At 65.4% G+C, this 25,800-nt stretch carries 15 protein-coding genes and 2 tRNA genes; 11 read left to right on the top strand and 6 right to left on the bottom strand.

Annotation, left to right across the window (positions count from 1 at the left end; genetic code table 11):
- Window position 1: 1 nt before the first annotated feature.
- Window positions 2-937: a substrate-binding periplasmic protein gene (locus ACP4XC_RS16965; protein ID WP_427175146.1), complete on the bottom strand. Its 936-nt coding sequence runs from the start codon at window positions 935-937 to the stop codon at window positions 2-4.
- A 358-nt stretch (window positions 938-1,295) separates the two neighbouring features.
- Entirely contained in the window at window positions 1,296-2,006 is a 711-nt protein-coding gene (locus ACP4XC_RS16960; RefSeq protein ID WP_427171682.1) for a 3'-5' exonuclease, read from the bottom strand.
- A 76-nt stretch (window positions 2,007-2,082) separates the two neighbouring features.
- Here ACP4XC_RS16960 and ACP4XC_RS16955 point away from each other — a divergent pair, with 76 nt between their 5' ends.
- The 3 genes from ACP4XC_RS16955 (at window position 2,083) to ACP4XC_RS16945 (ending at window position 9,748) form a co-directional block, all read left to right on the top strand.
- A complete protein-coding gene (locus ACP4XC_RS16955) occupies window positions 2,083-2,499 on the top strand; it encodes an MGMT family protein (protein WP_427171680.1) in 417 nt (138 codons plus the stop codon).
- A gap of 80 nt (window positions 2,500-2,579) precedes the next feature.
- On the top strand, window positions 2,580-6,101 hold the full coding sequence (locus ACP4XC_RS16950; protein WP_427175145.1) for an ATP-dependent helicase: 3,522 nt from the start codon (window positions 2,580-2,582) through the stop codon (window positions 6,099-6,101).
- Window positions 6,102-6,154: 53 nt separating this feature from the next.
- A complete protein-coding gene (locus ACP4XC_RS16945) occupies window positions 6,155-9,748 on the top strand; it encodes an ATP-dependent helicase (protein ID WP_427175144.1) in 3,594 nt (1,197 codons plus the stop codon).
- Here ACP4XC_RS16945 and ACP4XC_RS16940 read toward each other — a convergent pair.
- Window positions 9,720-11,054 carry a macrolide 2'-phosphotransferase gene (locus ACP4XC_RS16940; protein ID WP_427171678.1) on the bottom strand — a complete coding sequence of 445 codons (1,335 nt, stop codon included), beginning with the start codon at window positions 11,052-11,054 and terminating at the stop codon, window positions 9,720-9,722. The genes ACP4XC_RS16945 and ACP4XC_RS16940 overlap by 29 nt on opposite strands.
- A gap of 267 nt (window positions 11,055-11,321) precedes the next feature.
- Between ACP4XC_RS16940 and nudC the strand changes: the two genes are divergently transcribed.
- The 3 genes from nudC to ACP4XC_RS16925 all read left to right on the top strand — a co-directional run bounded on the left by nudC (window position 11,322) and on the right by ACP4XC_RS16925 (window position 15,224).
- Complete coding sequence (gene nudC, locus ACP4XC_RS16935; protein WP_427175143.1) at window positions 11,322-12,338, top strand: NAD(+) diphosphatase; 1,017 nt, start codon at window positions 11,322-11,324, stop codon at window positions 12,336-12,338.
- 88 nt (window positions 12,339-12,426) lie between these two features.
- Window positions 12,427-14,583: an ATP-dependent DNA helicase UvrD2 gene (locus ACP4XC_RS16930; protein WP_427175142.1), complete on the top strand. Its 2,157-nt coding sequence runs from the start codon at window positions 12,427-12,429 to the stop codon at window positions 14,581-14,583.
- On the top strand, window positions 14,580-15,224 hold the full coding sequence (locus ACP4XC_RS16925) for a M48 family metallopeptidase (RefSeq protein ID WP_427171676.1): 645 nt from the start codon (window positions 14,580-14,582) through the stop codon (window positions 15,222-15,224). The genes ACP4XC_RS16930 and ACP4XC_RS16925 overlap by 4 nt, the downstream gene beginning before the upstream one ends.
- Window positions 15,225-15,285: 61 nt before the next feature.
- Here ACP4XC_RS16925 and ACP4XC_RS16920 read toward each other — a convergent pair whose 3' ends face one another.
- Window positions 15,286-16,752: a zinc-dependent metalloprotease gene (locus ACP4XC_RS16920; RefSeq protein ID WP_427171674.1), complete on the bottom strand. Its 1,467-nt coding sequence runs from the start codon at window positions 16,750-16,752 to the stop codon at window positions 15,286-15,288.
- Between the two features lie 215 nt (window positions 16,753-16,967).
- Between ACP4XC_RS16920 and ACP4XC_RS16915 the strand changes: the two genes are divergently transcribed.
- From ACP4XC_RS16915 to ACP4XC_RS16895, 5 genes are all read left to right on the top strand, one after another.
- Window positions 16,968-18,116, top strand: a complete 1,149-nt coding sequence (locus tag ACP4XC_RS16915; protein ID WP_427171672.1) for a YlbL family protein — start codon at window positions 16,968-16,970, stop codon at window positions 18,114-18,116.
- Window positions 18,117-18,265: 149 nt separating this feature from the next.
- Entirely contained in the window at window positions 18,266-21,259 is a 2,994-nt protein-coding gene (locus ACP4XC_RS16910; RefSeq protein WP_427171670.1) for a UPF0182 family protein, read from the top strand.
- Window positions 21,260-21,542: 283 nt separating this feature from the next.
- A tRNA-Met gene (locus tag ACP4XC_RS16905) sits at window positions 21,543-21,616 on the top strand.
- A gap of 233 nt (window positions 21,617-21,849) precedes the next feature.
- A tRNA-Met gene (locus tag ACP4XC_RS16900) sits at window positions 21,850-21,923 on the top strand.
- A gap of 352 nt (window positions 21,924-22,275) precedes the next feature.
- Window positions 22,276-23,211 (top strand): cytochrome b/b6 domain-containing protein, encoded by a 936-nt coding sequence (locus ACP4XC_RS16895; RefSeq protein ID WP_427171668.1) that lies wholly within the window; start codon window positions 22,276-22,278, stop codon window positions 23,209-23,211.
- A 65-nt stretch (window positions 23,212-23,276) separates the two neighbouring features.
- Here ACP4XC_RS16895 and ACP4XC_RS16890 read toward each other — a convergent pair whose 3' ends face one another.
- Together ACP4XC_RS16890 and ACP4XC_RS16885 are read right to left on the bottom strand one after the other, a co-directional pair.
- On the bottom strand, window positions 23,277-24,701 hold the full coding sequence (locus tag ACP4XC_RS16890; RefSeq protein WP_427171666.1) for a cryptochrome/photolyase family protein: 1,425 nt from the start codon (window positions 24,699-24,701) through the stop codon (window positions 23,277-23,279).
- 134 nt (window positions 24,702-24,835) lie between these two features.
- Window positions 24,836-25,627: a PspA/IM30 family protein gene (locus tag ACP4XC_RS16885; RefSeq protein ID WP_427171664.1), complete on the bottom strand. Its 792-nt coding sequence runs from the start codon at window positions 25,625-25,627 to the stop codon at window positions 24,836-24,838.
- Between the last annotated feature and the right edge of the window lie 173 nt (window positions 25,628-25,800).

Here is a 25,800-nt window from a genome sequence, read left to right as displayed (position 1 = left end):
GCTAGGCGGCCGGGACTACAGAAGCCTTGCTGCCCGGCTTCCAGTTCTTGGGGGTCTCACGGTCCGGGTACCACTGCTTGACCAGCTTGGACCACGTGCCGTCGGCCACGACGGCGTCCAGTGCGGAGTTCAGGGCGTCGGTCAGCGCCTGGTTCTTGCTGTTTACCGCGTAAGCGGTGAAGTTCTGGGTGTTGATGGTCTTCTCAACGATGGCGGTGCCGTCGCCGCTCTTGACCTGGCCGTCAGCCTGCTGCGAGGGAGCAACCCACGCGTCCACCTGGCCGTTCTTCACGTTGGCGTAGGCGGTGTTGTAATCCGGGAAGCGGACGGGCTCGATCTTGAGCGTGTTGGTGACGTAGTCATCCTGCACAGTGCCCTGGACAACGGCGATGCGCTGATCGGCGGTGACGTCCTTGAAACCCTTGATCTTGGAGTCGTTTTTGGCTACGACGGCCATGTAGCCGAAGTCATAGCCGTTGGTGAAGCCCACGGATTCGCGGCGCTTGTCCGTGGTGGAGATCGAGGAGGATCCGACGTCGAACTTCTTGTTCTGGACCTGGGCCAGCAGAGCCGAGAAGTCAGTGGACGCAAACTCCACCTTGAGGCCCAGCTTGGCAGCCATGGCCTTGAGCAGCTCGTTGTCGAAGCCGGTGAAGTTGCCGGACTTGTCGATGAAGATGTTCGGCGGGGCGTCGGATAGCGTGCCAACGCTCAGGGTGCCCTCGCTGATCAGGCCAAGCTTGGACTTGTCGAGCTTGTCCAAGGGCGTGACGTCCTTGGTCGTGTACTTGTCCAGTGAGGTCTGGTCGCTGCCCTTCAGGGCATCGGTGGCGGACGCGGTCGACTGCGCGGCCCCGCCGCCGCACGCCGCCAGGGAGACGGCAACGGCAATCGCCACAGGAACGGTGGTCAGCCACTTCATGGCTTTGCTCTTCATCACGCAATCACTTTCATTGGGGGATTCGCTGTACTTCTGGGGCCGGTACGACGCCCTCGGCCACCGGACATGCAGTAGCGAGGCGGACCAGCCGCGAAACATTATTGTCTCATCTGCCCCGGAAACGTTGGAATATCGAAGAAATGGAAGCGATATGGATGTGTGGCGGAATCCTATTCATCCAAGAGCCGGTCGAACGATGCATTGCGGAGCACCAGCCGGGAGCGGCGGAACGAATGACTTGCCTGAATCCTCTGACGGACCGGTCACACGCCTGTGAGATATGTCCCAAAGGCTGGCGTGTGGCGCCGCTGGAGGCTAGCTTCCGGGGCGCCGCAGGCGGCTCCGGCGGCCCCGTCTAGAAGTCGCCCCGGCTAGCGTCCTCGGGGGGAAGCACCGGCCACTCGCCCTCGATCACAGCGGCCGGTTTGGTCTTGCGAAGATAGGTCTGGAAATCAGCCGCCTGCGATGCCGCCCAGTCGACCTGAAGCTGATGGAGCTGGCTGGCGGGCATTTTCAGCTTGGGAAATTTGCCGGCCATGGCGTCGAGCATTCGAAGGGTGGCCAGTGCATCCGCCGCGGACGTATGCGCATTATCCAGGCTCACGCCGTATTCCTCGCATAGGGCCGTCAAGGTGCGCTTGCCCTTCCGGTAACGGTCCACCTGCTTGTTCATTACGTAAGGATCGAGAACGGGAAAGCGATTCAGCTGCGGGACGCCGTACCGGGCCGACTCCGCCGCCAGTACCGTGAAGTCGTAACTTGCGTTGAAGGCAATGACGGGAACGCCGGCATCGAAGAGTTCCTGCAGGACTGTGGCCAGCTCCACGGTGACTTCGGACGCCGGACGGCCGTCCTTCCTGGCCTGTTCGGTGGTGACACCGTGAACGTCGCTGGCATCCGCCGGGATCTCCACCCCCGGATCTGCGAGCCACTCATGCTCACGGACAACTCCGCCGTCGGCATCCACCACAGTGACGGAGGCGGTGACGATCCGCGCCGCGCGGGAGTTGCGGCCGGTGGTTTCCAGATCAAATGCGGCCCGGGGCAAAGAGTTCCAAGTGCTCATGCTTCAACGCTACCCGTTGGGGCCGACAGTATCGGTGAGGGCGTACCGGTGCCCGGATAACGGCTAATGTGGGTCAATGCGTTCGGAGTATGTCGAGGCGGTGCTGGCCCTCGTAGAGCTGGTTCCGCCGGGTACTGCGGTGGCTTACGGGGATGTCTCGGAACTCCTGGGTTCCGGGGGGCCCCGCCAGGTCGGTTCGGTCATGAGCCACTACGGCAGCTCCGTCCCCTGGTGGCGGGTTCTCCGGGCCAATGGTGAGGCGCCGCCGGGCCACGAAGCCGAGGCCCTGCGCCACTACGTCCAGGAAGGCACGCCACTTCTGGGCCGCCATCTTGACTACCTTCGGACCGGAGAGGGCCGCTGGCGGGTCGATCTGATGGCCGCACGGTGGGCCCCGGACGAGGACGCTTTTGACCTTATCGACGCCATCGCCGAACGTCTGGAGCGGCAGCTCCATAAATTGTCGGCGCCCGATGATGGAATGACCGTGTGACTGCAACTATCGACCACTCCGCAACCGCCGGCGTCCCGGGGACCCGCACGGGCCGTTCGGGCGGTGACGTTTCACCCCACATCCCGGGAGGAGCTCCGGCCGGAGCGTCCGCCGGCTCCCGGGGTTCGGGCTTGCGGCTGCTCCCGCCGCGCCAGGTCCACCACCACGTTCCGAGGCTGTCACCCGACCAACAAACGGCCGTTGACGTGCCCCACGGGACAGGTCCTGTCCTGCTTCCGGGTGCGCCCGGAACCGGGAAGTCCACGGTCCTGATCGAGGCAGCAGTCCGGCGGGCCGAGCGCGATGGCGTCGATCCCGAGCGGATGCTGGTTCTCGCCCCGAGCCGCCTTGCGGCGGACTCGCTCAGGGACCGCTTCACCGCCCGGCTCAACCGGAGTCTGAGTACGACGCCGGCACGCACCTGGGCGTCGTACGCCTTCGACCTGATCCGGCGTGCGAGAGCGGAAGGCATACTTCCGCTTCCCAGGGCCCCCCGCCTGCTTTCCGGGCCCGAACAGGACCTGATCATCAAGGAACTGCTTGAGGGCCATGCCCTGCCTGGGCTCGAATTGCCGTGGCCCGAGGACCTCGGAGCCGCGCTCGAAACACGCGGATTCCGGCAGGAGGTCCGTCAGCTCTTCGACCGGATCATCGAATCGGGCCGGACAGCGGAGGACCTCGTTACGCTCGCCCACCAGTGCAACCGTCCTGACTGGATTGCCGCGGCAGCGCTCTACGCCGAATACCGCGACGTCCTTGACCTGAGGATGCCCGAAGCCTTCGACCCTGCGGGAATCATCACGGCTGCCCGCCAGATTTTCCAGGACGCCCCGGAATTTCTCGCGGCGGAACGGGACCGGCTGCAGCTGATCCTGGTGGACGACATTCAGGAGGCCAACCCCGCCGTCTTTGAACTTCTGGCCGACATCGCGGCGGGAAAGGACGTCTTCGTGACGTTCTCCCCGGACACCGTGGTGCAGGGTTTTCGCGGCGCACGCCCGGATCTGACCTCTGAGCTGCCGCACCTGCTCGCCCCCGCACACCACGGAGCCGTGCCGGCTGGCGGGATCCTGGGAAACCGTGCCCACGGCCACGGCCACGGCCTGGACCGGAGTCACGGCCCGGACCAGGACCAGGGCCCGGACCGGAGTCACGGCCGGGCAGCGGCCTGCCCGGAGATCGACGGGCTGGAGGTCACCGGCCTCCTCGGGGGGGCTGTCCTGGAACGGCCGCTCAAGACCGCCCATCGCCACCAGCCGGCGGTAGCGCAGGCGTGGCTTGCCGTTGCCGGCCGGATCTCCCAGCGCGCGGGCGGCCAATCGGCCCGTCGCCTGGAATTCCCAGTGGCCGGGCAGGCTGCGGGAGGATCCGAAACCGGTGCCGAGGCTACCCTGGAACACGGGCCCGCAGAACACGGGGGCAGTGTCGAGGCGCATCTGTTGCCGTCTCCGGTCCACGAGTTGCGCTACGTTGCGCAACGGATTCTGGACGCGCACCTCAACGACGGCCGTGCGCTCGGGGACATCGGTGTTATCGTCCGCAACGGCGGTCAGCTGAGCCAGCTGCAGCGCCACCTCACCGGACAGGGGATCCCTGTCCGGGTGCCCGTGGCCGAGTCGGCTGTCCGTGACGAAGTTGCTGTGCGACCGCTGCTTGATGCATATGCCGTGGCCCTTGATCCCGCGGCGCTGACCCCGGAGTCCGCGGTTGCGCTCCTGACCTCGCGAATTGGCGGGGCCACAGCCATCGAGCTGCGCAGGCTGCGCCAGTCGCTTCGGCGGGAGGAGCTCCTGGGCGGGGGCGGCCGGACCAGCGACGCCCTCCTCGTTGAAGCGCTTTTGGAGCCAGGAGCGCTCACCACCCTCGGCATCGAAGGTCATTCAGCTCGCAGGGTGGCCCGGATGATCCAGGCAGGGAGCGCGGCCGCAGCGGAAGCCGGAGCAAATGCCGAAACCGTCCTCTGGGCGTTGTGGAACTCCACGGGCCTGGCTTCGCGCTGGACGGACGCGGCCCTCTCCGGGGGAGCCGCGGGGGCCAGGGCAGACCGGGACCTGGACGCGATGATGGCGTTGTTCCATACGGCAGAACGCTATGTGGACCAGCTTCCGGGTTCGGGCCCCGACCAGTTCCTTGAGTATCTCCTCAGCCAGGAGCTGCCGATGGACACCCTGGCGGCGCGGGCGCAGCTTGAGGACGCGGTGGAGCTGATGACGCCGGCCAGCGCCGCCGGGCGTGAATGGCCCGTGGTCATTGTTGCCGGCCTCCAGGAAGGCGTGTGGCCCAACACGAGGCTTCGTGGGGAACTGCTGGGCAGCACCCTCTTTGCGGATGCCGTTGAACATGGAGTCGAACACGCATTGCAGCTTGGCCCCCTCAGCAGGCTGCGCGAGATCCGGTACGACGAGCTTCGGAGTTTCTCCACTGCGGTTTCCAGGGCGCAGCAGGAACTCATCTGCACCGCCGTGTCCTCCGAGGACGAACAGCCTTCGTCCTTCCTCGATTACATCGCCCCCTTGGGCCATGGCACGGAACGGCGCGGCTTCACCGCCGTGGAACGCCCTCTCACTCTCCGCGCCCTGGTGGCCGAACTGAGGCAATACGCCCAGCTGGACGGACGGTACGCCGCGGACGCGCTCGAGGCCACCAATGTGCTGGCTGCACTTGCCGCCGCGGAGCCGCCCGTCGCCGGGGCTCATCCTTCCGTGTGGTGGGGACTCGCACCGTTGTCCTCCGACGACCGGATAGTGCCGCCCGGCGGGACGGTATCCGTTTCGCCGTCAAAGGTCGAGACAGTCCAGAAATCCCCGCTTGACTGGTTCGTCCAAGCGGCGGGGGGCGAAGCAGCCACCGATTTTGCCCGGAGTCTGGGAACACTTGTCCACGCCATTGCACAGGATCTGCCGGAAGCGTCGGGCGGCGAATACGTGGCCGAACTGGTCCGCCGCTGGCCGGCCCTGGGCATGAAAGACAACTGGGAAGGCAAGCTTGACTTCCAGCGTGCCGAGTCGATGGTGAGGAAGCTGGCCCAGTACATCCTGGTCATGCGCAGCGAGGGCCGAAGCCTGGTCGGCGTGGAACGGGACTTCGAGGTGAGATTGCCCGATATTGCGGATGCCGGAGATCCGGGAGCCGGGTCACCCGGTAAACCCGGGACAGCAGCGAGGTTCGCGGTTCTGCGCGGGCAGGTGGACCGGCTCGAGATTGACGCCGAGGGGCGACTGGTGATTGTGGACCTCAAGACGGGAAAGCGGCAGCCCTCAAAAACAGATCTGTCGCGCCACCCTCAGCTGGGCGCTTACCAGGCAGCCGTGTTGGCAGGAGGCTTCGCGGACCCGGAGGATTCGGGTCCGCCACCCGGTCCCGGCGGCGCCGTCCTGGCCCAGCTTGGCACTACCAACAAGAACCCCGCCGTTCAAGTCCAGGAACCGCTGGATCCTGCTGACAACTGGGCGTTGGACATGGTGAATGACGCCGCCCGGTTGATGTCCGGCAGCACCTTTGAGGCCCGCCACGACCCGTCAAAGGGCGCGCACGGCGGCCAGGGCTGCCGGTTGCCCGAAATCTGCCCCCTTTGCGTGCGCGGAAGGCAGGTCACCGAGTGAGAACGCAGCAGGACATCCCGGCGCCACGGTTCACCCCGGAGGAGCTTTCGGCGATGTTGGGGGAGCGCAACAGCCCCACGCCGGAGCAGTCGGCCATCATTTCCTCGCCACTCACACCCCGACTGGTCATAGCAGGCGCGGGCTCTGGAAAGACCGCCACCATGGCGGACCGGGTTGTTTGGCTGGTGGCCAATGGCTGGGTCAGACCCGAAGAGGTTCTGGGGGTGACCTTTACGCGCAAGGCGGCAGGAGAGCTGGCCAGCCGGATCCGGGCCAAACTGGCCGCCCTTCAGCGTGTTGCCACTGAGGATGTCCAGCATCGGATATTCCCTGCGGGTCTGCTCAGCGAGGACTCCCTCGAACCGAAGGTGTCGACGTATCACTCTTATGCCAGCGGCATCGTGTCCGACTACGGGCTCCGGCTCGGGGTCGAACGCGACGTGGTGCTGCTGGGTGGCGCACACGCGTGGCAGCTGGCCAGTGAAGTGGTGGAAGCCTTCGACGGCGAATACCAGCACTTCCGGGCCGCCAAGTCCACCCTCGTAAAAGCCGTGATCCAACTCGCCGGGGAATGCGCGGAACATCTTCGTGACCCGGACGAGGTGCGCGACTGGTTGATGCAGCGCGTTGCCGAGTTTGACGCCCTGCCGTATGTGGCAGGGGCAAAAAAGAACCCGACGCAGGCAGCCGGCGAGCTCAGCGCCATGCTGCGCACCAGAGCCAGCGTTGCCGAGATGGTGGGCCGGTACGCAGCGGCCAAACGGAACCGCGGTGCCTTGGACTTCGGTGACCTCGTGGCGCTGGCGGCAAGGGTGGCCAGCGAGATCCCGCTGGCGGCCGAAGTGGAGCGCAAGCGGTTCAAGGTGGTGCTGCTGGACGAGTTTCAGGACACGTCGCACGCTCAGCTGGTGCTGTTTTCGAGGCTCTTCGGCGGCGGACACGCGGTGACCGCCGTGGGCGATCCAAACCAGTCAATCTATGGGTTCCGGGGCGCCTCAGCCGGCCAGCTCTTCCACTTTGTCCGGGAATTCCCGGCCATGGTGGGAGAGAACGGGGAAGCCGGGGGAACTCCGAGGTTCTCGGTGGCGCCCACGTCCTACCTCACCACGGCCTGGCGGAACGGCAGGAACATCCTTGCGGCCGCCAACGTCATTTCGGCGCCGCTCAGCGCCGCGGCCGCCCAGATGGGCCCGGCCGGAGACCGTGAGGCCGGCGCCTCGGTGGAGGTGCCGCCGCTGCAACCCAGCCCGGCCGCGGCCGCGGGCCAAGTCATCATCGGACGTTTCGCGACCGACGAGGACGAAGCCCGGGCCATCGCCAAGGATGTGCTGAGGTATCGGGTGACCGATTTTGAGGACGGACCGCCCGCCGAGCGTCTTCCGCCGGCGATGGCAGTGCTGTGCCGTCGCAGGGCGCAGATGGAATGCATCCGCAGGGAATTTGAAGTTCGCGGCATCCCGTACGAAATCGTGGGGCTGGGTGGCCTGCTCGACACCCCGGAAATCGTGGATCTCGTCGCAACGCTCAGGGTGCTCGCCGACCCTGGGCGGTCGGACTCGCTGATGCGGCTGCTTGCCGGTGCGCGCTGGCGCCTGGGCCCGTCCGACCTTATGGCATTCCGCGACTGGTCCGGCTTCCTTGCGCGGCACAGAGGGCGACCGACGGCGGCCGCCGAAGACCCGAGGGACGCCGACGCCGCTAGTGAGTCGGTGATCGAGGCCGACATCACCGATTCGGCAAGCCTGGTGGAGGCTTTGGACTGGCTGCCCCGCGAGGGCTGGACGTCCTCGCACGGGCGCAGCCTGAGTGCGGCAGCGCTGGAAAGACTGCGCCGCCTCTCGGCCGAACTCCGGCAGCTCCGCGGGTTTATGGGCGATGACCTCACTACGCTCCTCGGCGAGGTCGAGCGGGCCATGCTCCTGGACATCGAGGTCGCGGCCCGTCCCGGCTTCAGCATCCATCAGGCCCGGCGCAACCTGGACGCCTTCCAGGACGCCGCGGCGGGTTTCCTCCACACCTCGCACCGCGTTGACGTCCTGGCTTTCCTGGCCTGGCTTGAGGCGGCGGCTGCAGAAGAAGGCGGCCTTGACGCCGCTGCCGCCGACGTCAACCACGAAGCCGTTCAGTTGTTGACTGTGCACGCGTCCAAGGGACTCGAGTGGGACGTTGTGTTCGTACCCGGAGTCAACGCGGGAGCCTTTCCGAGCAGTCGGGACTCCCGCTGGAGCAGCGGAAGCGCGGCCCTGCCTTGGCCGCTTCGTGGAGACCGTGCCGACCTTCCACAGTGGGATCTGGACCAGCCTGACCAGAAAGGCTGGCTGGACGCGGAGAAAGTATTCAAGGCGGACGTCCAGGCCCACGGCGAAGCGGAGGAACGACGCCTGGCGTACGTGGCTTACACCCGGGCCAAGTTCGTCTTGTGGGTCTCAAGCCCGGCCTGGGTCGGATCAAGAGCCGGCATGGCCGAAATTTCGCCGTTCCTCGAGGAACTGGCCCCGCTGGCCGGAGTTGACCTCGCTGCACAGGACGCAGCACCAGACCCTGCAGGGGATGCCGGCGCAGGACAAACCGGCGCAGGTCAAACCGGCGCAAGTCAAACCGGCGCAGGTCAAACCGTGGCGGGGGAGCCGGCGGCGCCCCGGGCCGCCGTCGTTCACCGCGATTCCGTGGCGGAAGAGCGCATTCCGCAGGAGAGCCCCCTCACCCAGGAACTTGAAGTAGCCATCTGGCCGTATGACCCCCTCGAAGGCCCCACGGACGCGCGGACCGGCGCCAGGCTCCGGCTGGCAGCTGGCCGCCGGGCACCCATGGAGTCGGCCGCGCGACGAGTCCTTGACGCAATGAATGCCGGTCATGAGGCGAAGGCGGATGGAGGAGATCCCAACGGCGCGAAGCCTCAGCTGCGGGCCGCGGCAAATTGGGCGCGCGAGGCCGCATTGCTGCTGGAACGCCGGTCCCGAAGGGGAGCGGTGCAGGACGTCCATCTGCCCGGTCACATCTCGGCGTCGACATTTGTTGACCTGGGTGATGACCCACAGTCTGTCCTGGCACGCTTGCGGCGACCTGTCCCGCGCGAACCCGGCATGTCGGCCAGGAAAGGCACAGCGTTCCATGCCTGGGTGGAAGAGTACTTTGGCTCGGCCGGAATGCTGGACCTGGGCGAGGCTCCGGGCTCGGACGACCACATTGACGAGGCCTACGGCCTGGACGCCATGGTGGACACTTTCCGCGGCTCGGAATGGGCGCATCGTGCGCCCGCTTACGTAGAAGTTCCGGTGGAAACGCGGATCGGCGACGTCGTGGTGCGCGGCCGGATCGATGCTGTGTTCAGGGATGCGGACGGGAACTGGGACCTGGTGGACTGGAAGACGGGGCGGAGGCCGGCCGCCGGTCAGTTGCGGGTCAAGGCCGTCCAGTTGGCTGTCTACCGGCTGGCGTGGGCCCGGCTGAAGGGCGTGCCGCTGGAAAGCGTACGGGCCGCCTTCTACTACGTGGCGGATGACGCCGTGGTCCGGCCCCATGACCTCGGGACCGCCGAGGACCTTGAGGACATAGTCGCCCTGGCGCTGGGGTCCGGCACAGGCGCCGGCGCGCGGACAGGCGCGGGGCCGGCGCTGGCTATTGGGGCTTCACATCCACAATCCTGAGGGCGGTGGTGGATGTGTCGTCAGCGGAGGAAGGGGCGGCAGGCTCCGCAGCCGAAGGTGCCGGCCGCGCGGGCGTCTCAGCCGGGGTGCCCTCCGCTGAGCCCGGCTTTTCCGGGGCGGCCGCCGGCACGGCCGAGTTTATGGCGGGCCGCTCCGGGGCGCCGGGTTCCAGCGGAATCCGGGTGACCGCGGGCTGGGGAGCAGCGGGGCCGGGATTATCCTCCAGCGGGATGGGCGTGACGTGCACTGATGGCATTGCCTCGGACGGCGCGACGGCGAGCCCGGAGGCGTGGTCCGCAGCCAAGGGGGAGGAAGAGGCCACACCGGCGGGTGCGCCCGCTCGGACTCCTGTTGCCGCCTGGGGGAGCGGTTCGACGCTGATTGGCTGTCCGCCGTGTTCTGCGATGTCCTCAGCCAACGATGCGAGCATGTCCTCCGCCTCGCGGATCATTTCGTCGTCATCCGCAGCCATGCCCTTGACCAGATATTGCGCCAGCGCGAATTCCGCGGAGAGGGCGGCACGGCGCAGCAAGTGGGCGTCGGGAGCGTCGCGCCGGCTTGATGTGTAATGTCCGAGCACGGCGTCCACGAAGCTCTGCTCGTTCGAGGCGACGAGCCATGCCATGTCGTCGGCGGGGTCGCCGATGCGAAGATCCGTCCAGCCGGTAACAGCGGTGACACGGTCCCCTTCCACCAGGAGATTGTCCTCGTGCAGGTCGCCGTGGACCACGCATGGATTGAAGCGCCACAAAGACACGTCCTCCATGGCATGTTCCCAGCGGAGCAGGAGTACGGGCGGGATCTTTCCGGTGGTCGCCGCCTGGTCGAGTTCGTTGAGGCGCCGTTGCCGGAACTCGTTGGGCGTGTAGCTGGGCAGGTCCGCGTTGTTGACAAGCAACAGCGGGAGGTCGTGGATGGCCGCCAGCGCCGCGCCGATCTCCCGGGCCAAGGCGTCCGAACCCGCTGTCAACTCCTCGACGCTGCGGGTGGAACCGGCCAGGTGCGAGTACACAAACGTACTGAGGGGCCCCTGGCGGACGGTTCCAGCCACCGTGGGCATGAGGAACGGCAATTCGGCCCGGATTCCCGGTGCGAACGCCCGGAGCACCATAAACTCCGTTTCCAGACGGGCGCTGGCCTCGGGGTGGCGCGGGGACCGGACGCGCCAGCGCTTGCCCTCGGAGTCCAGCAGAAGGGCCGAATCGAAGTCCGCCGGATCATCGGGGGCGGAACTCACTGCGGTCGGCGTCAGTCCAGGGACTGCCGCAGTTGCTACGGCTGCCAGTTCGATCGGTTTTCTTCTCACGCATCCACGGTAGATTGACTGGCGCCCAAGAGAGCGATGCACTACGGCGAGTCTCCAGATCGGAAATAATTCCGGTCGCCCGGGGCGCCCGAATCCGTCACCGGGCCAAAGGCCCCCGCGAAAATGTCAATTGTCTGCGGCAGTCAGTACGGTGGGTACATGAGTCTTGCGGAGTCCCGGTCAGCCGAAAAAGAAGCAGCCGAAAAACAAGCAGCTGCAAAACGCCCGGCGGGTGAAGCCGTGGAAGCAGGGCCCGGTCCGGCGCTGATGACTTCCCCGTCCACCCGGCTTGCGGCAAACCATTTGATGGACACGGTCCTTCCGGTGCGCCCGGCACTCGTTGACCGCGGATCCGGTGCGCGCATGAAACCGGGAATGGTGGAGGCCCTGGTGTCCTCCGGAACCGCCCGGGCCATGGTTATCTCACACAGGCAGGCCCTGGTTCGCGGCGGCGCCCTGGTTCTGATGGAGGCGGCGGAGCTGGCGGAGAGTCTCCGGAAGGCCGGAGTGGCGCCGGACTTGACGATCTATCTCGGCGCCGCGCTGGGCACATCGGACCTGCCCGAGGGCACCGAACTTGTCCTCTTCATCCTGTCGGAGCAGTTTGAAATCCACGCTGAACAGTTCGAGCGCGGCATCGCTGGTGTTCCGTCGGATGCAGCCTGGACGGGCTTCCGCGACATCGCGGCGCAGCTTAACCCCACGGACACCGCACTGTTCATCGAAGCGAGCGCCATCGCCAACTGGCACGCCACGCACGTCCATTGTCCACGCTGTGGCGCCCCCACCGTCGTCGAAGCCGGCGGCTGGGTCCGCCGTTGCCCCGCTGACAATTCTGAACACTATCCCCGGACGGATCCCGCCATCATCGTCACGGTCGTGGGACCTGATGACCGCCTCCTGCTCGGCGGCGGCGGCCCTCTCGACGCCACAAACTATTCGACCCTCGCCGGTTTTGTGGAGCCGGGGGAATCCCTGGAGCAGGCCGTGGTGCGCGAAATCCAGGAGGAAGTTGGCGTGCGGGTCACCGCCGCCCAGTACCTGGGTTCCCAATCCTGGCCGTTCCCTGCGTCACTGATGTTGGGGTTCACCGCCGCAACGGGGGATACTGAAGCAAAGCCCGACGGCGTTGAGGTCACCCGGGCCCGCTGGTTTAGCCGGGCAGAACTCCAGGAAGCGGTGCTTGCCGGCGAGATCGTTATTTCGAGCCGGCTCTCCATTGCGCGTTCCCTCATTGAGCACTGGTACGGCGGCGTTATCCAGGACCGTTCGGCGGCTGAATGACGGACGCCACGGCAGCAACGCCAAGGGCCATCCACCGGACATCATCGAGCGACTGAGCAGCAAAGTGACAACTGAGAAATTTGAGGGCATGGAGTCCAACAGCCTTCCGGCCGCCGATGCCGATTCCCAGGACAGCCGGTCCCTTGAAGACCGCATCCTTGGCGGACTCGATGACGAACAGCGCGAGGTCGCCAGTACCCTGACGGGGCCGCTGTGCGTGCTCGCGGGGGCGGGCACAGGCAAAACCCGTGCCATTACGCACCGGATCGCTTACGGCGTGCACTCCGGCGTCTACAGCCCGCAGCGCTTGCTGGCGGTCACATTCACTGCCCGTGCGGCCGCCGAGATGAGGAGCAGGCTTCGCGACCTGGGAGTAGGGAATGTCCAGGCCCGGACCTTCCACGCCGCGGCGCTGCGCCAACTGCAGTTCTTCTGGCCCCAGGCGGTGGGCGGCGCCCTCCCGAACCTCCTGGACCACAAAGCACAGATGATCGCCGAGGCCGCCCGGCGGCTGCGGCTCAGCACGGACCGGGCATCTATCAGGGATCTGGCCTCGGAGATCGAATGGGCGAAGGTGTCCATGTTGACGCCGGCCAATTACCTGGAAAATGCACAGGACCGGGGAAACCCCGGCGGGTTCGATCTGACGGCAGTGGCCCGGGTTTTCCAGTCCTACGAGGATGTCAAGACTGATCGCAACGTCATCGATTTCGAGGATGTGCTGCTGATCACCGTCGGGATCCTCCAGGAGGATCCGAAGGTGGCCGCCACCGTCCGTGAACAGTACCGGCACTTCGTGGTGGACGAGTACCAGGACGTGTCTCCGCTGCAGCAGCGGCTGCTGGAACTGTGGCTCGGCGGCCGCGACGAACTTTGCGTCGTGGGCGACGCCAGCCAGACGATTTACTCGTTTACGGGTGCCTCGCCGAAGCACCTGCTGGGATTCAAGGCCATGTACCCGCAGGCGAACGTCGTCAAGCTGATTCGCGACTACCGTTCCACCCCGCAGGTTGTCAGGCTTGCCAACGATCTCCTGGCGGCGAGGCGGAGCGGCGGACCGCTCGCCGACGCCGCCTGGGCGGCCCCGCTAAAGCTGGTGGCGCAGCGCGAGCCCGGCCCGGCACCCCAATTCACCGAGTGCGCCGACGACGAGGCTGAGGCCGCCACGGTGGCAATCAAGATCCGTGAACTGCTCGACGCCGGCACCCCGGCCAGCGAGATCGCGGTCCTGTTCAGGACCAACGGACAGTCGGAAGCCTACGAACAGGCCCTGGCCTCCGCGGGGATCGGCTATCAGCTTCGCGGCGGGGAGCGGTTCTTTGCACGGAAGGAAGTGCGTGACGCGATCCTGCAGCTTCGCGCGGCCACCCGCGCAGCAGCCGAAACCTCGTCGCCGGAGCCGCTGGGACAGCTGGTCCGGGACATCGTCGCTTCCCTCGGCTACACCGACTCCGCCCCGCACAGCGGCGGTGCGCTCCGCGAGCGCTGGGAGTCCCTGGCGGCCCTCGTGGCGCTGGCCGACGAGCTGGTACTGAGCAGGGGAGCGCAGTTTAGTCTTTCCGACTTCGTCAATGAGCTGCAGGAACGTTCTCTGGCCCAGCACGCACCCACCGTCCAGGGCGTTACCCTGGCCTCTCTCCATGCGGCGAAGGGCCTCGAATGGGACGCGGTCTTCCTGGTTGGAATGTGCGAGGGCCTGATGCCGATCTCCTTTGCGGACTCCCCGGAAGCCGTCGACGAGGAACGCCGGCTGCTCTATGTGGGCATCACCCGTGCGCGCGAGCATCTGTCACTGTCCTGGTCCTTGGCCAGGACGCCGGGAGGTCGTGCGAACCGCAAGCCCTCCCGGTTCCTCGACGGGCTCCGGCCCGATTCCGTGGCCAGCTCGTCGGCCCGGGGCAAAGCTCCGGTGCCCCGGCGCAAGGCTGCTGTTCCTGCGTCCTGCAGGGTCTGCGGGAGCATGCTCGCCACCGGCGCCGAACGTAAGGTTGGCCGGTGCAACCAGTGCCCGCCCAGCTACGAGGAACAGACGTTCGACGCCCTTCGCCAGTGGCGCAAGGACGTCGCCCTATCCGCCGAGGTGCCTGCGTTCGTGGTCTTCACCGATGCCACCCTGACCGCAATTGCAGAGGCCCGGCCCGCATCCCTCGAAGAGCTGTCACAACTGGCGGGCGTAGGCCCCTCCAAGCTTGAGAAGTACGGAGAGGCAGTGCTGGCCGTGCTGGTCGAAAGCGGCACCACATGAGCCCGCGTGCAGCGGGCTCTTCGTCCATACCGCTGACCACCCACGAGGGGGCGCCGGTTGTGGTGCGGCGATCGGTGCGCCGTCGCCGGACTGTGGCCGCCTTCTGGGAGAACGGCACAGCCGTGGTGGCCATCCCGGCCCATTTCACCCGGGCCCAGGAGCGCGAATGGGTCCACCGGATGCTCGAGAAGCTGCGGCTGCAGGGCGTTCGAAGATCCAGCGGCACGGGTAAACGACGCCCGGCCACCGATGCCGCCCTGGCCGCGCACGCAGCCGAACTATCGGCGAAGTACCTCGGCGGGCGCTCCCTGCCCTCGTCCGTGCGTTGGGTCAGCAACCAGAATTCGCGGTGGGGGTCGGCCACTCCCGCGGACGGAACTATCAGGCTCTCGGACAAGCTACGGCCCATGCCGCAGTGGGTGATCGACTACGTGCTGCTGCACGAACTTGCGCACCTGCTCGTCGCCGGGCACAACGCGGCTTTTTGGCGCCTGTTGGAGGCCTATCCGGACACCGAACGCGCGAAAGCGTTCCTTGAAGGGGTTTCCTTCGCCACCTCCCGCGGATTGTCCATGGACGGCCAGGAAAATGATGGCAACAGTCAGGCCCCTGAGGAAAAGATTCCTTCAGGGGCCAGATAGGCGCCAGCGGCCGCGATAGAGGCCACCCGCGGCGTGGGCGCCGGGACGGCGGCGGCCTGCGCTAGGCCTTGGGCGTCCCGTCGCCATCAGGAGGCGCATCCGGACCTTGGTTGTCCGGGCCGGGCCCGGCGTCTTCCGCTCCCGAGCCCTCGTTCGTGGCGCCTTCGTCGCCCGCGGGCGAATCGAACCCGCCGTTCAACAGCTTCTGCAAGGCGTCATCAACCTCGGTGTCGCTGGCTTCGGCCAGTTTCCGGCGGGCGCTGAAGCCCGCCGGGTCATCAAGGTCATCACCTGTCGGCAAGAGGTCCGGGTGCTGCCAGATGGCGTCCCGACCGGCCACACCACGCTCGTCCTTGAGCGACGCCCACAAGGTGGCGGCCTCACGGAGCCTGCGGGGCCGCAGCTCGAGCCCAACAAGTGAGGAAAATGCGTGCTCCGCCGGACCACCCGTAGCGCGCCTGCGCCGAACGGTTTCGCGCAGGGCCGAGGCAGAAGGCAGGAATTTCTCGGTGGCCGCTGCGGTCAGTTCATCCACCCAGCCTTCAACCAGAGCTAGCGCCGTTTCGAGCTTCTCAAGCGCCTGTTCCTGCGCCGGGGTCCGCTGGGGCATGAACACGCCCTGGGACAGCGCCTCCTGGATGCCTTCGGGATTGCTGGGGTCGATCTCCCGGGCCAGCTCCTCGATCTTCGACGTGTCGATGTGGATGCCGCGGGCGTACGCCTCGATAGCCCCGAGCAGATGGCCGCGGAGCCAGGGGACGTGCACAAAGAGTCGGGCGTGGGCGGCTTCGCGGACGGCAAGGAAGAGCCGGATGTCGTTCTCGGGAAGGCTGAGGCCTTCGCCGAACTTCGCCACATTGGAGGGGAGAAGCGCCATCTCCAGGTCCGCCAGGGGGACACCGATGTCCGTGGAACTAACCACCTCGGCGGAAAGCGCCCCGATGGCCTGGCCCAGTTGCATGCCGAAAATCGCGCCGCCCATGTTCTGCAGCATGGACGAGGCCCCGCCCATCATGGACTTCATTTCCTCCGGCATCTGTTCGGTCATGGCGGTGGAAAGCGCATTCGCAATGCTGTTGGCCACCGGCTCGGTGAGCCGCTTCCAGGTGCCCAGTGTTTCCTCGACCCACTCCGCCCGGGACCATGCCCGGCCAATCAAACCTGTGGCGGGGAGGTCAGTGACCTGATCAAGCCACAACTCGGCCAGCCGCAACGCCTCGTCGACTTCACGCGACTGCTGGGCAGTAACGGACGGATCTGAGCCGCTAGCCGCGACCCGACGTGCGTTCTCGTGCGCGAGTTGCCAGTTGACCGGTCCCTCGGAGGAAGCGCTCATCATGGCCTGGACCTGGGAAAACATCTGAGCGAGGAGATTGGGGTCGTTCGGAAGCCCCGCGGCCTTGGCGAGTTCAGCAGGGTCGATGTCCCCCAGGCCCTTGCCACCCATCAGGTTCTGGAGCATTTCCGCAAGCGGATCCTTAGGGGTGTCGTCGTCTCCGTTGGACGGATTGAGAGGGTTGGAGGTCATGATCCCGCCGATCGTCGGTGTGACTGTTGATCAACTTCACGGTACCCCGCTGCAAGAGGGGCTGTCTGCCGAAAGTGACTCACGTTCGCTGTGGGCAAAGAGCGCCGCTGCCTGCCGAACGCGTAGTGTTGGGAATTGGAATATTTGCAGGCTGCCTGCGTTGTTGGTGCCGCCTTGGCGACGTGCCAAGGGCCCAGGCGTTGAGAGGTCCTTCATTGACAATTACGCAGGGTGATCAGGCTCCCGGCGAGCCCACGGACGCACGGAACAGCGGCGGGCGCAGGCGCCGTTTCCTGCCTCGGCGTGCCCGGACCCCCAATCCGCGGTATCCGGCGATGGTGGTCTCCGGACTGCTCGCTGTGGGCCTGGGCGTCACGGCGGCCACCCTCCCGGTCCCCTATGTGGTGGAGTCCCCGGGTCCCACGTTCAACACGCTCGGAAACGACAACGGCAAGCCGGTAATTTCTGTTTCCGGCCGGGATACTTTCCCGGCCAAGGGAAACCTTGACCTCACCACTGTTTACGTGGACGGCGGACCTAACGGACCGATCAGCATTTTTGAGGCCTTCGAGGCATGGCTGGACCAGTCGAAGGCCGTATACCCTGAGGAACTGATCTTCCCCACGGGCGTCACAAAGGAACAGTCCCAGCAGGAGAGTGCCGTGGCCATGGCAACGTCCCAGGAGAACGCCACCGCTGCTGCCCTCAAGGAACTCGACATCCCCTTCGAACAGAAGCTTCAAGTGGCGGGCCTTTCGCAGTCCTCCGCGTCCCAGGGCAAGCTACAGACAGGGGACATCTTCACCTCCGTCAACGGCAGACCGGTGACGTCCCTGGCTGTTGTCCAGGCCGAACTGGCCGCCGGCAAGGGGAAGCCGGCCACCGTCGTCGTGGACCGCAATGGCACAGCCGTCACTGAGACCATCACGCCCGCCCAGACTCCAGCCGGGAAGTTTATCCTGGGCGTGCTGCTGCAGTACAAGTTCAAGTTCCCGTTTGACGTGAAGATCTCGCTGGACAAGGTGGGCGGCCCGAGTGCCGGCATGATGTTTGCCCTCGGCATCGTGGACACGGTCACGCCGGGGGACCTCACCGGGGGGAAGCACATCGCCGGAACCGGAACCATCACACCTGACGGCGCGGTGGGAGCGATCGGCGGAATCGGCCAGAAGATGTACGGAGCGCGGGCGGGCGGCGCCACGATGTTCCTTGCTCCGGCCGCGAACTGCGACGAAGTGGTGGGACACATTCCGGCGGGGCTGCAGGTGGTCAAAGTCGAGAATCTCGCAGAGGCCAGGGAAGCCGTCCAAACCGCCGGTTCAGGCGGCGACACATCCAGGCTTCCTGTCTGCACCAACAACTAGACTAAAGCGAGGAACTAAGCTTTACCGCCACTCGTGGCACTTGTTGACTGCGGTTGGCACTCGTTACAAGTGGAACCGCAGCCATAGACACACAATGCGCTGAGCTTTGCCAAGATCAGTAACTGACGACCAGCTATGAGGTACCGAGTTTGTCCCGTCCCGCCAGCTCCACTCCGCCCGGAAGACCCCAGCCAAGGCGAGGTGCCTTGACGCCGACATTGATCGTCGTTGCCCTGGTTGTGGTCGGCTTCATTTTCTTCGCCAACGTCTGGACCGACGTCCTCTGGTACCAGCAGCTCGGGTTCTTCGAAGTCTTCCTGACCGAGAACCTTGCTCGGATCATCATCTTTGTGGCTGGCTTCGCGATCATGTTCGCGGCCATGTTCTACGCCATCCGCATTGCCTACCATGCCCGGCCCGTCTACGCGCCGGACTCCGACGTCAGGGACAACCTGAACCGGTATCAGGCGCAGCTTGAGCCAGTGCGCCGAGTTGTGATGGTTGGCCTGCCGGTCCTCTTCGGTCTCTTTGCCGGCAGCGCGACCTCCAGCCAGTGGCAGAAGGTGCTCCTGTTCTTCAACCAGGAATCGTTCGGCCAGAACGATCCACAGTTCGGGCTGGACATCAGTTTCTATCTCATGACGCTGCCATTCCTTGGCTTCGTGACCGGATTCCTGATCAGCGTGGCAATCGTGGCCGGCATCGCCGGCATCCTCACGCATTACCTCTACGGCAGCATCCGGATCATGGAACGCGGGATTTTCACGAGCCGAGCGGCCCAGATTCATCTGGCGGTGACAGGTGCGGCCTTCCTGCTGCTTATGGGAATTAACTTCTGGCTGGACCGCTACTCGGCAGTGCAGAACAACGGAGGGCGCTGGGCCGGCGCGCTGTACACCGACGTCAACGCCGTAATCCCCACCAAGTCCATCCTGGCCGTTGCGGCAGCCCTCGTGGCAATCCTCTTCATCGTCGCAGCCGTGATCGGCAAATGGCGGCTGCCGGTCATTGGCACGGCCATGCTGATCATCACCTCGATCCTCGCCGGCGGGGTGTACCCCTGGGTCATCCAGCAGTTCCAGGTCCGCCCCTCCGAGCAGACGCTTGAGAACGAGTACATCAAGCGCAACATCAGCATGACCCGTTCCGCCTATGGGCTCGATAAGGTCCAGGAGAAGCGCTACAACGCCACCACCACGGCCACAACGGGGGCGCTGGCCAAGGATGCGCAGACCACCGCCAACATCCGTCTGCTGGACCCGAACCTGATTTCGGACGCCTTCTCGCAGCTGGAGCAGTACCGGCCCTATTACCAATTCCCCAAGGCACTGAACGTTGACCGGTACGAGGTGGACGGCAAGGTCCAGGACACCGTTATTGCTGTCCGTGAACTGAACCCTGACGGCCTGGCCACCAATCAGCAGTCGTGGCTGAACCGCCATGTGGTGTACACCCACGGGTACGGCGTTGTCGCGGCCAAGGGCAACAAGTTCACCGCCGACGGCAAGCCGGACTTCCTGCAGGCCGGCATCCCGTCCACGGGCGTGCTGGGCGATGATTCGACGTACCAGCCCCGGATTTATTTCGGTGAGAACTCCCCGGAGTACTCGATCGTCGGTGCTCCCGACGGCGCCCCGCACCGTGAGCAGGACCGTCCCGCCGGCAAGGAAGGGGACGCGGAAACGCAGTACACCTTCAGTGGCAACGGCGGCCCGAACGTGGGCAGCTTCTTCAATAAGGTTCTGTATTCCATTAAGTTCCAGTCCTCGGACCTGCTCCTCTCCGACGGTGTCAACGAGGCTTCCCAGATTCTCTATGACCGCAATCCGCGGGACCGCGTGCAGAAGGTGGCGCCGTATCTGACCATCGATGGCAACGCCTACCCGGCGGTCGTGGACGGCAGGGTCAAATGGATTGTGGACGGCTACACCACGAGCCAGTACTACCCGTACTCGCAGCAGGAGCAACTCTCCGCCGCCACCACGGACTCCCAGACGAGCGCCGGGCGCACTGCCGCCCTGCCCAACAGCTCAGTCAACTACATCCGCAACTCCGTCAAGGCCACCGTGGACGCTTACGACGGCTCGGTGACCCTCTATGCCTGGGATGACCAGGATCCCCTCCTGAAGGCGTGGCAGCACATTTTCCCGTCAACGCTGAAGCCATACTCGGAAATGTCCGGGGCCCTGATGAGCCACGTCCGCTACCCGGAGGACATGTTCAAGGTGCAGCGCGAACTCCTGGGCCGCTACCACGTCACCCAGGCGGACAGCTTCTACACCAACATCGACGCGTGGTCCGTTCCCAACGATCCCACGGCCAAGGACGACGTCAAGCAGCCGCCGTTCTACATGTCGCTGAAGATGCCGGACCAGGACAAGCCCGCGTTCCAACTGACGTCCTCATTCATCCCGCAGGTCGTCAACAACAACGCCCGCAACGTGATGTACGGCTTTCTCGCGGCGGATTCCGACGCCGGGAACCAGAAGGGCGTGAAGGCGGCGAGCTATGGACAGCTCCGGCTGCTGCAGCTGCCGCCGGAGACGCAGGTGCCGGGCCCCGGCCAGGCACAGAATAAGTTCAACTCTGATCCCACGGTTTCGCAGGCTCTGAACCTGCTGCGCCAGGGCGCCTCTGCGGTCCTCAACGGCAACCTGCTGACCCTCCCTGTGGGCGGCGGCATGCTCTACGTCCAGCCGGTCTACCTGAAGTCGACGGGGGAGACGTCGTACCCGACGCTCCAGCGCGTCCTCGTGGCATTCGGCGACAAGATCGGCTTCGCCCCCACGCTTGATGAAGCGCTGAACCAGTTGTTCGGTGGAAACTCGGGGGCAACGGCGGGAGACTCGGCCAACAAGGGGCAGACTCCGCCCACGCCCGGCGGAACCGCCCCGGCCCCCGGCACCACGGACGCAAAGGCTGACCTGAAAGCCGCACTGGATGATGCGAACGCCGCTATCAAGGCAGGGCAGGATGCTCTCGCCAAGGGTGACTTTGCGGCCTACGGGGACCAGCAGAAACGGCTCGCGGCAGCCCTGCAGAAGGCGCTCGACGCCGAGGCCAAGCTCGGCAGCAGCTCCGCGCCGACACCGGGCGCTACTCCAGCCCCGACTGCGACGCCGGCGCCGGCCGCCAGCCAGTAGCGGCCGCCCGCCAGCCCGTGGCGCCAGCTGTCGGGTAACCCAGGGGGAACCGCATGGCAAACGCGCACGGCGGAACAAGGCCGGCCCCTCCTGCCTCAGGGCAGGAGTGGCCGGCCTTTGTCATCGGCTGGTCCTGGTCCTGGTCCCGGTCCTGGTCCCGGTCCCGGAGCCGGACTGCACCGGACCTGTGCCTGGTCCCGCACCAGGCCGGATGGCGGGAGATGCAGATCACGTCACCTGGATTTGGCCTCCCGTCCATCGGCAGGTAAAGTTGATCTTGCGACGCGGGGTGGAGCAGTTCGGTAGCTCGCTGGGCTCATAACCCAGAGGTCACAGGTTCAAATCCTGTCCCCGCAACTGAGGAAAAGGTCCGGAACATTTGATGTTCCGGACCTTTTTTGTGTGCTGGCTTGTCTGCTGCTCCGGTTATTGGGGCCGGTTTCCCCTCCATGGCTAAGGCCTTCTCGCGGTGTCCGGTCTGGATCGGCTCTCCCGCCGGCTCTCTGTCAAGGGGTTCCGGGCGGTCGCCCCCGGAGGCGGAAGCCCGTGGTCGGGACGCCGGCGAAAGTAGGGTAGTGTTGATCAAGCGACGCGGGGTGGAGCAGTTCGGTAGCTCGCTGGGCTCATAACCCAGAGGTCACAGGTTCAAATCCTGTCCCCGCAACTATGAGAGAGGCCCTGACCGGCAGATACGCTGGTCAGGGCCTCTCGCCGTTAAGCCTGTGCCCGATTGCCTCGAACCGCTGGTTTCCGGATCGGGGAGCCGCAATTACTAGCATTTCCTAGTATTCTCTTTCCGGGGGCTCTGAATCGATTGCCGCGGGCCTTCCAAGCCGGGGCGATCGGAACCGTATATTGCGGGGCATGACCGGACGCGCCTGCGGTTTCGCTCTTGGGCCGCCCATGATTCAAGCTATTAAGACGCATCTGGACCGCCTGCACAGCCTGCCGTGCAGGCCGGTCCGAGTGGGTTGCCCGCATCACGTGTCGATCATTCTCGAGAGGAATGCAGTTCGATGTCACTACCAACTAAGAAGTCCGGAGCTGCCAAGAGCAGGTGGGCGAAACTCTACTGGGCGGTCCCGGCGGCGTTGGTCGCACTCCTCCTTGTGGTGTTGCTTGCGAAGTGGGTCACGGGGCTTCCCGCAGTGAAAGAGTTCCTGGCGGAATACCCGGGCCGCTCAGAGCTGCCCGAGGGTACTCCCGTGGGCTTCCCGGCGTGGTTGGCCTGGCAGCACTTCCTCAATGGCTTCTTCCTGCTGCTGATCATTCGTTCCGGTTGGCAAGTGCGTACGCAGACGCGCCCGGCGGCCTACTGGACCCGGAACAACAAGGGGCTGATCCGCACCAGGAACGCGCCGACCAAGATCAGCCTGACGTTGTGGTTCCACCTGGTACTGGACGCGTTGTGGATTCTCAACGGCGTGGTGTTCGCCATCCTGATTTTCGTCACCGGCCAGTGGGTGCGGATCGTGCCCACAAGCTGGGATGTGTTCCCCAACGCGCTCTCGGCCGCGTTGCAGTACGCCTCACTGAATTGGCCCACGGAGGACGGCTGGGTCAATTACAACGCCCTCCAGTTGCTGACTTACTTCGTCACCGTCTTCATTGCGGCGCCCCTGGCCTTCATAACGGGCCTGAGAATGTCGTCCGCGTGGCCCAAGAACGCCAAGGCGCTGAACAAGGCCTACCCGATCGAGGCCGCCCGCGCGGTGCACTTCCCGGTGATGATCTACTTTGTTGCCTTCGTGGTGGTTCATGTGTTCCTGGTGCTCGCCACAGGCGCGCTCCGCAACCTCAACCACATGTACGGCGGCAGCGACGACGTCAGCTGGCTGGGGTTCGGAATCTTCGCCGCCTCCGTCGCCGTGATGGTGGGCGCTTGGTTCCTGGCCCGGCCGCTCTTCCTGAGTCCCATCGCCTCGCTGATGGGCAAGGTCAGCAGCCGCTGACCACGCTCGGACCATGCTCTGGGCAGGCCACGGCCACGGCCCTGAACCGGGCCCCCAGTACGGGTTCAGCCGTTTTTGAGCTTCTGGTAGCTCGCCAGGGCCCGCTCGCGTGACTCCGGCAGGCCCACCACCGGGCTCGGATAGCCAGCAGCCTGTCCGGGGGCTTTCCACGGTTCGTGGATCGTCTGGTCATCCATTCCGGCGATTTCCGGAACGAATTTGCGCAGGTAGCGGCCGCCGGCGTCGAACTTCTTGCTCTGCGTCACGGGATTGAAAATCCGGAAGTACGGAGAGGCATCGGCACCGGATCCGGCCACCCACTGCCAATTGGCCGGGTTGCTGGCGGCATCGGCGTCAACGAGCGTGTCCCAGAACCAGGCCTCGCCCACCCTCCAGTCAGCCAGCAGGTTCTTCACCAGGAACGACGCCGCCGCCATCCGGACCCGGTTATGCATCCAGCCCGTCTGCCAGAGTTGGCGCATGCCGGCGTCAACCAGCGGGTAACCCGTGCGGCCCTGCTGCCACGCAGTCAGCTCGGCGTCGGACGGCGGCTGCCACTCGAAACGGTCGAACTCGGGGCGGTAGTTCCGTGTCGCCAGGGACGGATTCTCATACAAGAGTTGCCAGCAAAATTCACGCCATCCTAGCTCCGACTTGAAAATCCCCACGTCGGCCGGGGCTTGTCCCGGAAAGTTCTCGCGGGTTTCCTGCCACACCCGGAAGGGACTGATTTCGCCAAAGCGAAGATGGGGTGAAAGCCTGCTTGATCCTTCGGATCCGGGCCGGTCGCGGCCGGTCGCATACTGTTCGGCAGGACCGTCCAGAAAAGCGGTGAGGCGGGCCCGGGCACCCAGCTCGCCGGGGGTCCATACGGCGGCCAGTCCCTCGCTCCAGTCGGGGTGGCGGGGGAGGAGCCCCCAGCTCTCGAGTGTGTCGCTAGCGGGAAGCCGGCCGGTTGTGTCCTTCGCCTGAGGGGGCAGCCCAGCCGGAGCCTTCAGGGGAAGTCGGGGCTCTGCGCTATTCAGGCAGGCATTCCAGAACGGCGTGAAGACTTTGTAAGGGCCGCCGGCTCCAGTCCGGATGGTCCATGGTTCGAACATAAGATTGGCCTGATGGCTGGTGGCATCGATTCCGTGCCCAGCAGCCCAGCTTTTGATTCCTGCGTCAATGTCGCGTTCCGGCTGTCCGTAGCGCCGGTTCCAGTGCACGTGTGAGGCGCCGGTCTCGGTCGCGAGGTCCTGAATTACCCGTCCGGCTGCCCCGCGGCGCAGCACGAGCCGCGCGCCCATGGCGTCCAAACTGCCCATCAGGGCCGTCAGGGAGTGGTGCAGCCACCATTTCGCCGCGCCGCCCAGGGGCCGAACGCCTGGAGATTCCTCGTCCAACACATAGACAACGGTGAGGGGCAGGCCAAGGCGGGCCGCTTCGGTCAAGGCCGGGTTGTCATCCAACCGGAGGTCGTCACGAAACCAGACGATAGTGGAAGGCATAACCCAACGGTACACGGCACGTTCCCACCGCGTTGCGGCGCAAGTCAAGACACAAAAAGGCCGGAGTTCCGCGGAACCCCGGCCCTCTTGCGTCGTCCGGCCGATGAGAGCCGTAACGCTTGTCTCGAGCAGGTCTAGAGCTTGTCGAAGTCAGCGTCGTCGACAGCGGACCGGGCAGCCGAGGCGCCGGACCCTGCGCCGATCGCCTGGGTTGTGCCGCCGGATTTCAGGGCGGCCAGCCTGGCCTCGATCTCGGTCTGTTCACCGAGATCCTCCAACTGGTTGAACTGCGCATCGAGGCTGGAGGCCGCCAGCTCCTGCTGCCCCCGGACCTTGGCCTCCTCGCGGCGGATCTTCTCTTCAAAGCGTCCCACCTCGCTGGTAGGATCCATGATGTCGATGCTCTTGAGGGCGTCATGCACCTGGGTCTGGGCAGCGGCCGTCTTCGAACGGGCCACCAGTTCGTTGCGCTTGCTGGTGAGCTCGTTGAGCTTGCCCTTCATCTGGTCAAGCCCATGTTTGAGCTTGTCCACCACCTCGGACTGGGATGCAATGCTGGGCTCGGCGGACTTGGCCTCGTTCTCCGATGCGATCTGGCGCTGCAGAGCCACCTTTGCGAGGTTGTCGAACTTCTCCGCGTCGGCCACGTTGCCGCCGCTGCGGTATTCGTCAGCCTTGCGTGAGGCGGCGAGGGCCTTGTTGCCCCAGTCCTGGGCATTCTTCACGTCTTCGTTATAGTCGTCCTGGAGCATACGCAGGTTGCCAATGGTCTGCGCCACTGCGGACTCGGCTTCGGCGATGTTGTTCGTGTAGTCACGAACCATCTGGTCCAGCATCTTCTGAGGGTCCTCGGCCTGGTCCAGCAGAGAATTGATGTTTGCTTTCGCGAGCTGCGCCATGCGTCCGAAAATCGATTGCTTAACCATAGTGTTGCCTTTCGTCCTGCTCAGTGGTCCCACTGAATTCAGTGAACAGTTGATGTAACTCTTAGGGCCGCTGCCGGATCGGTCCTGCCGCCGCCTGGTCTTTCCTGGTTGAACCCCTTTGTTCCTTTGGGAAACTTGTTCCTTTGGCAAACTTGTTCCTTTGGGAAACGGCC

Origin of the sequence: Arthrobacter sp. 92, assembly GCF_050260325.1 — a bacterium.
Taxonomy (GTDB): domain Bacteria; phylum Actinomycetota; class Actinomycetes; order Actinomycetales; family Micrococcaceae; genus Arthrobacter.
Note: the sequence above shows the minus strand (reverse complement) of the source record. Positions and strands in the feature narration are given on the sequence as shown.

What these genes read in the sequence shown, in the direction of transcription:
- ACP4XC_RS16965 (WP_427175146.1), bottom strand. Translation starts at nt 937, where the DNA reads ATGAAGAGCAAAGCCATGAAGTGGCTGACCACCGTTCCTGTGGCGATT.
- ACP4XC_RS16960 (WP_427171682.1), bottom strand. Translation starts at nt 2,006, where the DNA reads ATGAGCACTTGGAACTCTTTGCCCCGGGCCGCATTTGATCTGGAAACC.
- ACP4XC_RS16955 (WP_427171680.1), top strand. Translation starts at nt 2,083, where the DNA reads ATGCGTTCGGAGTATGTCGAGGCGGTGCTGGCCCTCGTAGAGCTGGTT.
- ACP4XC_RS16945 (WP_427175144.1), top strand. Translation starts at nt 6,155, where the DNA reads ATGTTGGGGGAGCGCAACAGCCCCACGCCGGAGCAGTCGGCCATCATT.
- nudC (WP_427175143.1), top strand. Translation starts at nt 11,322, where the DNA reads ATGACTTCCCCGTCCACCCGGCTTGCGGCAAACCATTTGATGGACACG.
- ACP4XC_RS16930 (WP_427175142.1), top strand. Translation starts at nt 12,427, where the DNA reads ATGGAGTCCAACAGCCTTCCGGCCGCCGATGCCGATTCCCAGGACAGC.
- ACP4XC_RS16925 (WP_427171676.1), top strand. Translation starts at nt 14,580, where the DNA reads ATGAGCCCGCGTGCAGCGGGCTCTTCGTCCATACCGCTGACCACCCAC.
- ACP4XC_RS16920 (WP_427171674.1), bottom strand. Translation starts at nt 16,752, where the DNA reads ATGACCTCCAACCCTCTCAATCCGTCCAACGGAGACGACGACACCCCT.
- ACP4XC_RS16895 (WP_427171668.1), top strand. Translation starts at nt 22,276, where the DNA reads ATGTCACTACCAACTAAGAAGTCCGGAGCTGCCAAGAGCAGGTGGGCG.
- ACP4XC_RS16890 (WP_427171666.1), bottom strand. Translation starts at nt 24,701, where the DNA reads ATGCCTTCCACTATCGTCTGGTTTCGTGACGACCTCCGGTTGGATGAC.
- ACP4XC_RS16885 (WP_427171664.1), bottom strand. Translation starts at nt 25,627, where the DNA reads ATGGTTAAGCAATCGATTTTCGGACGCATGGCGCAGCTCGCGAAAGCA.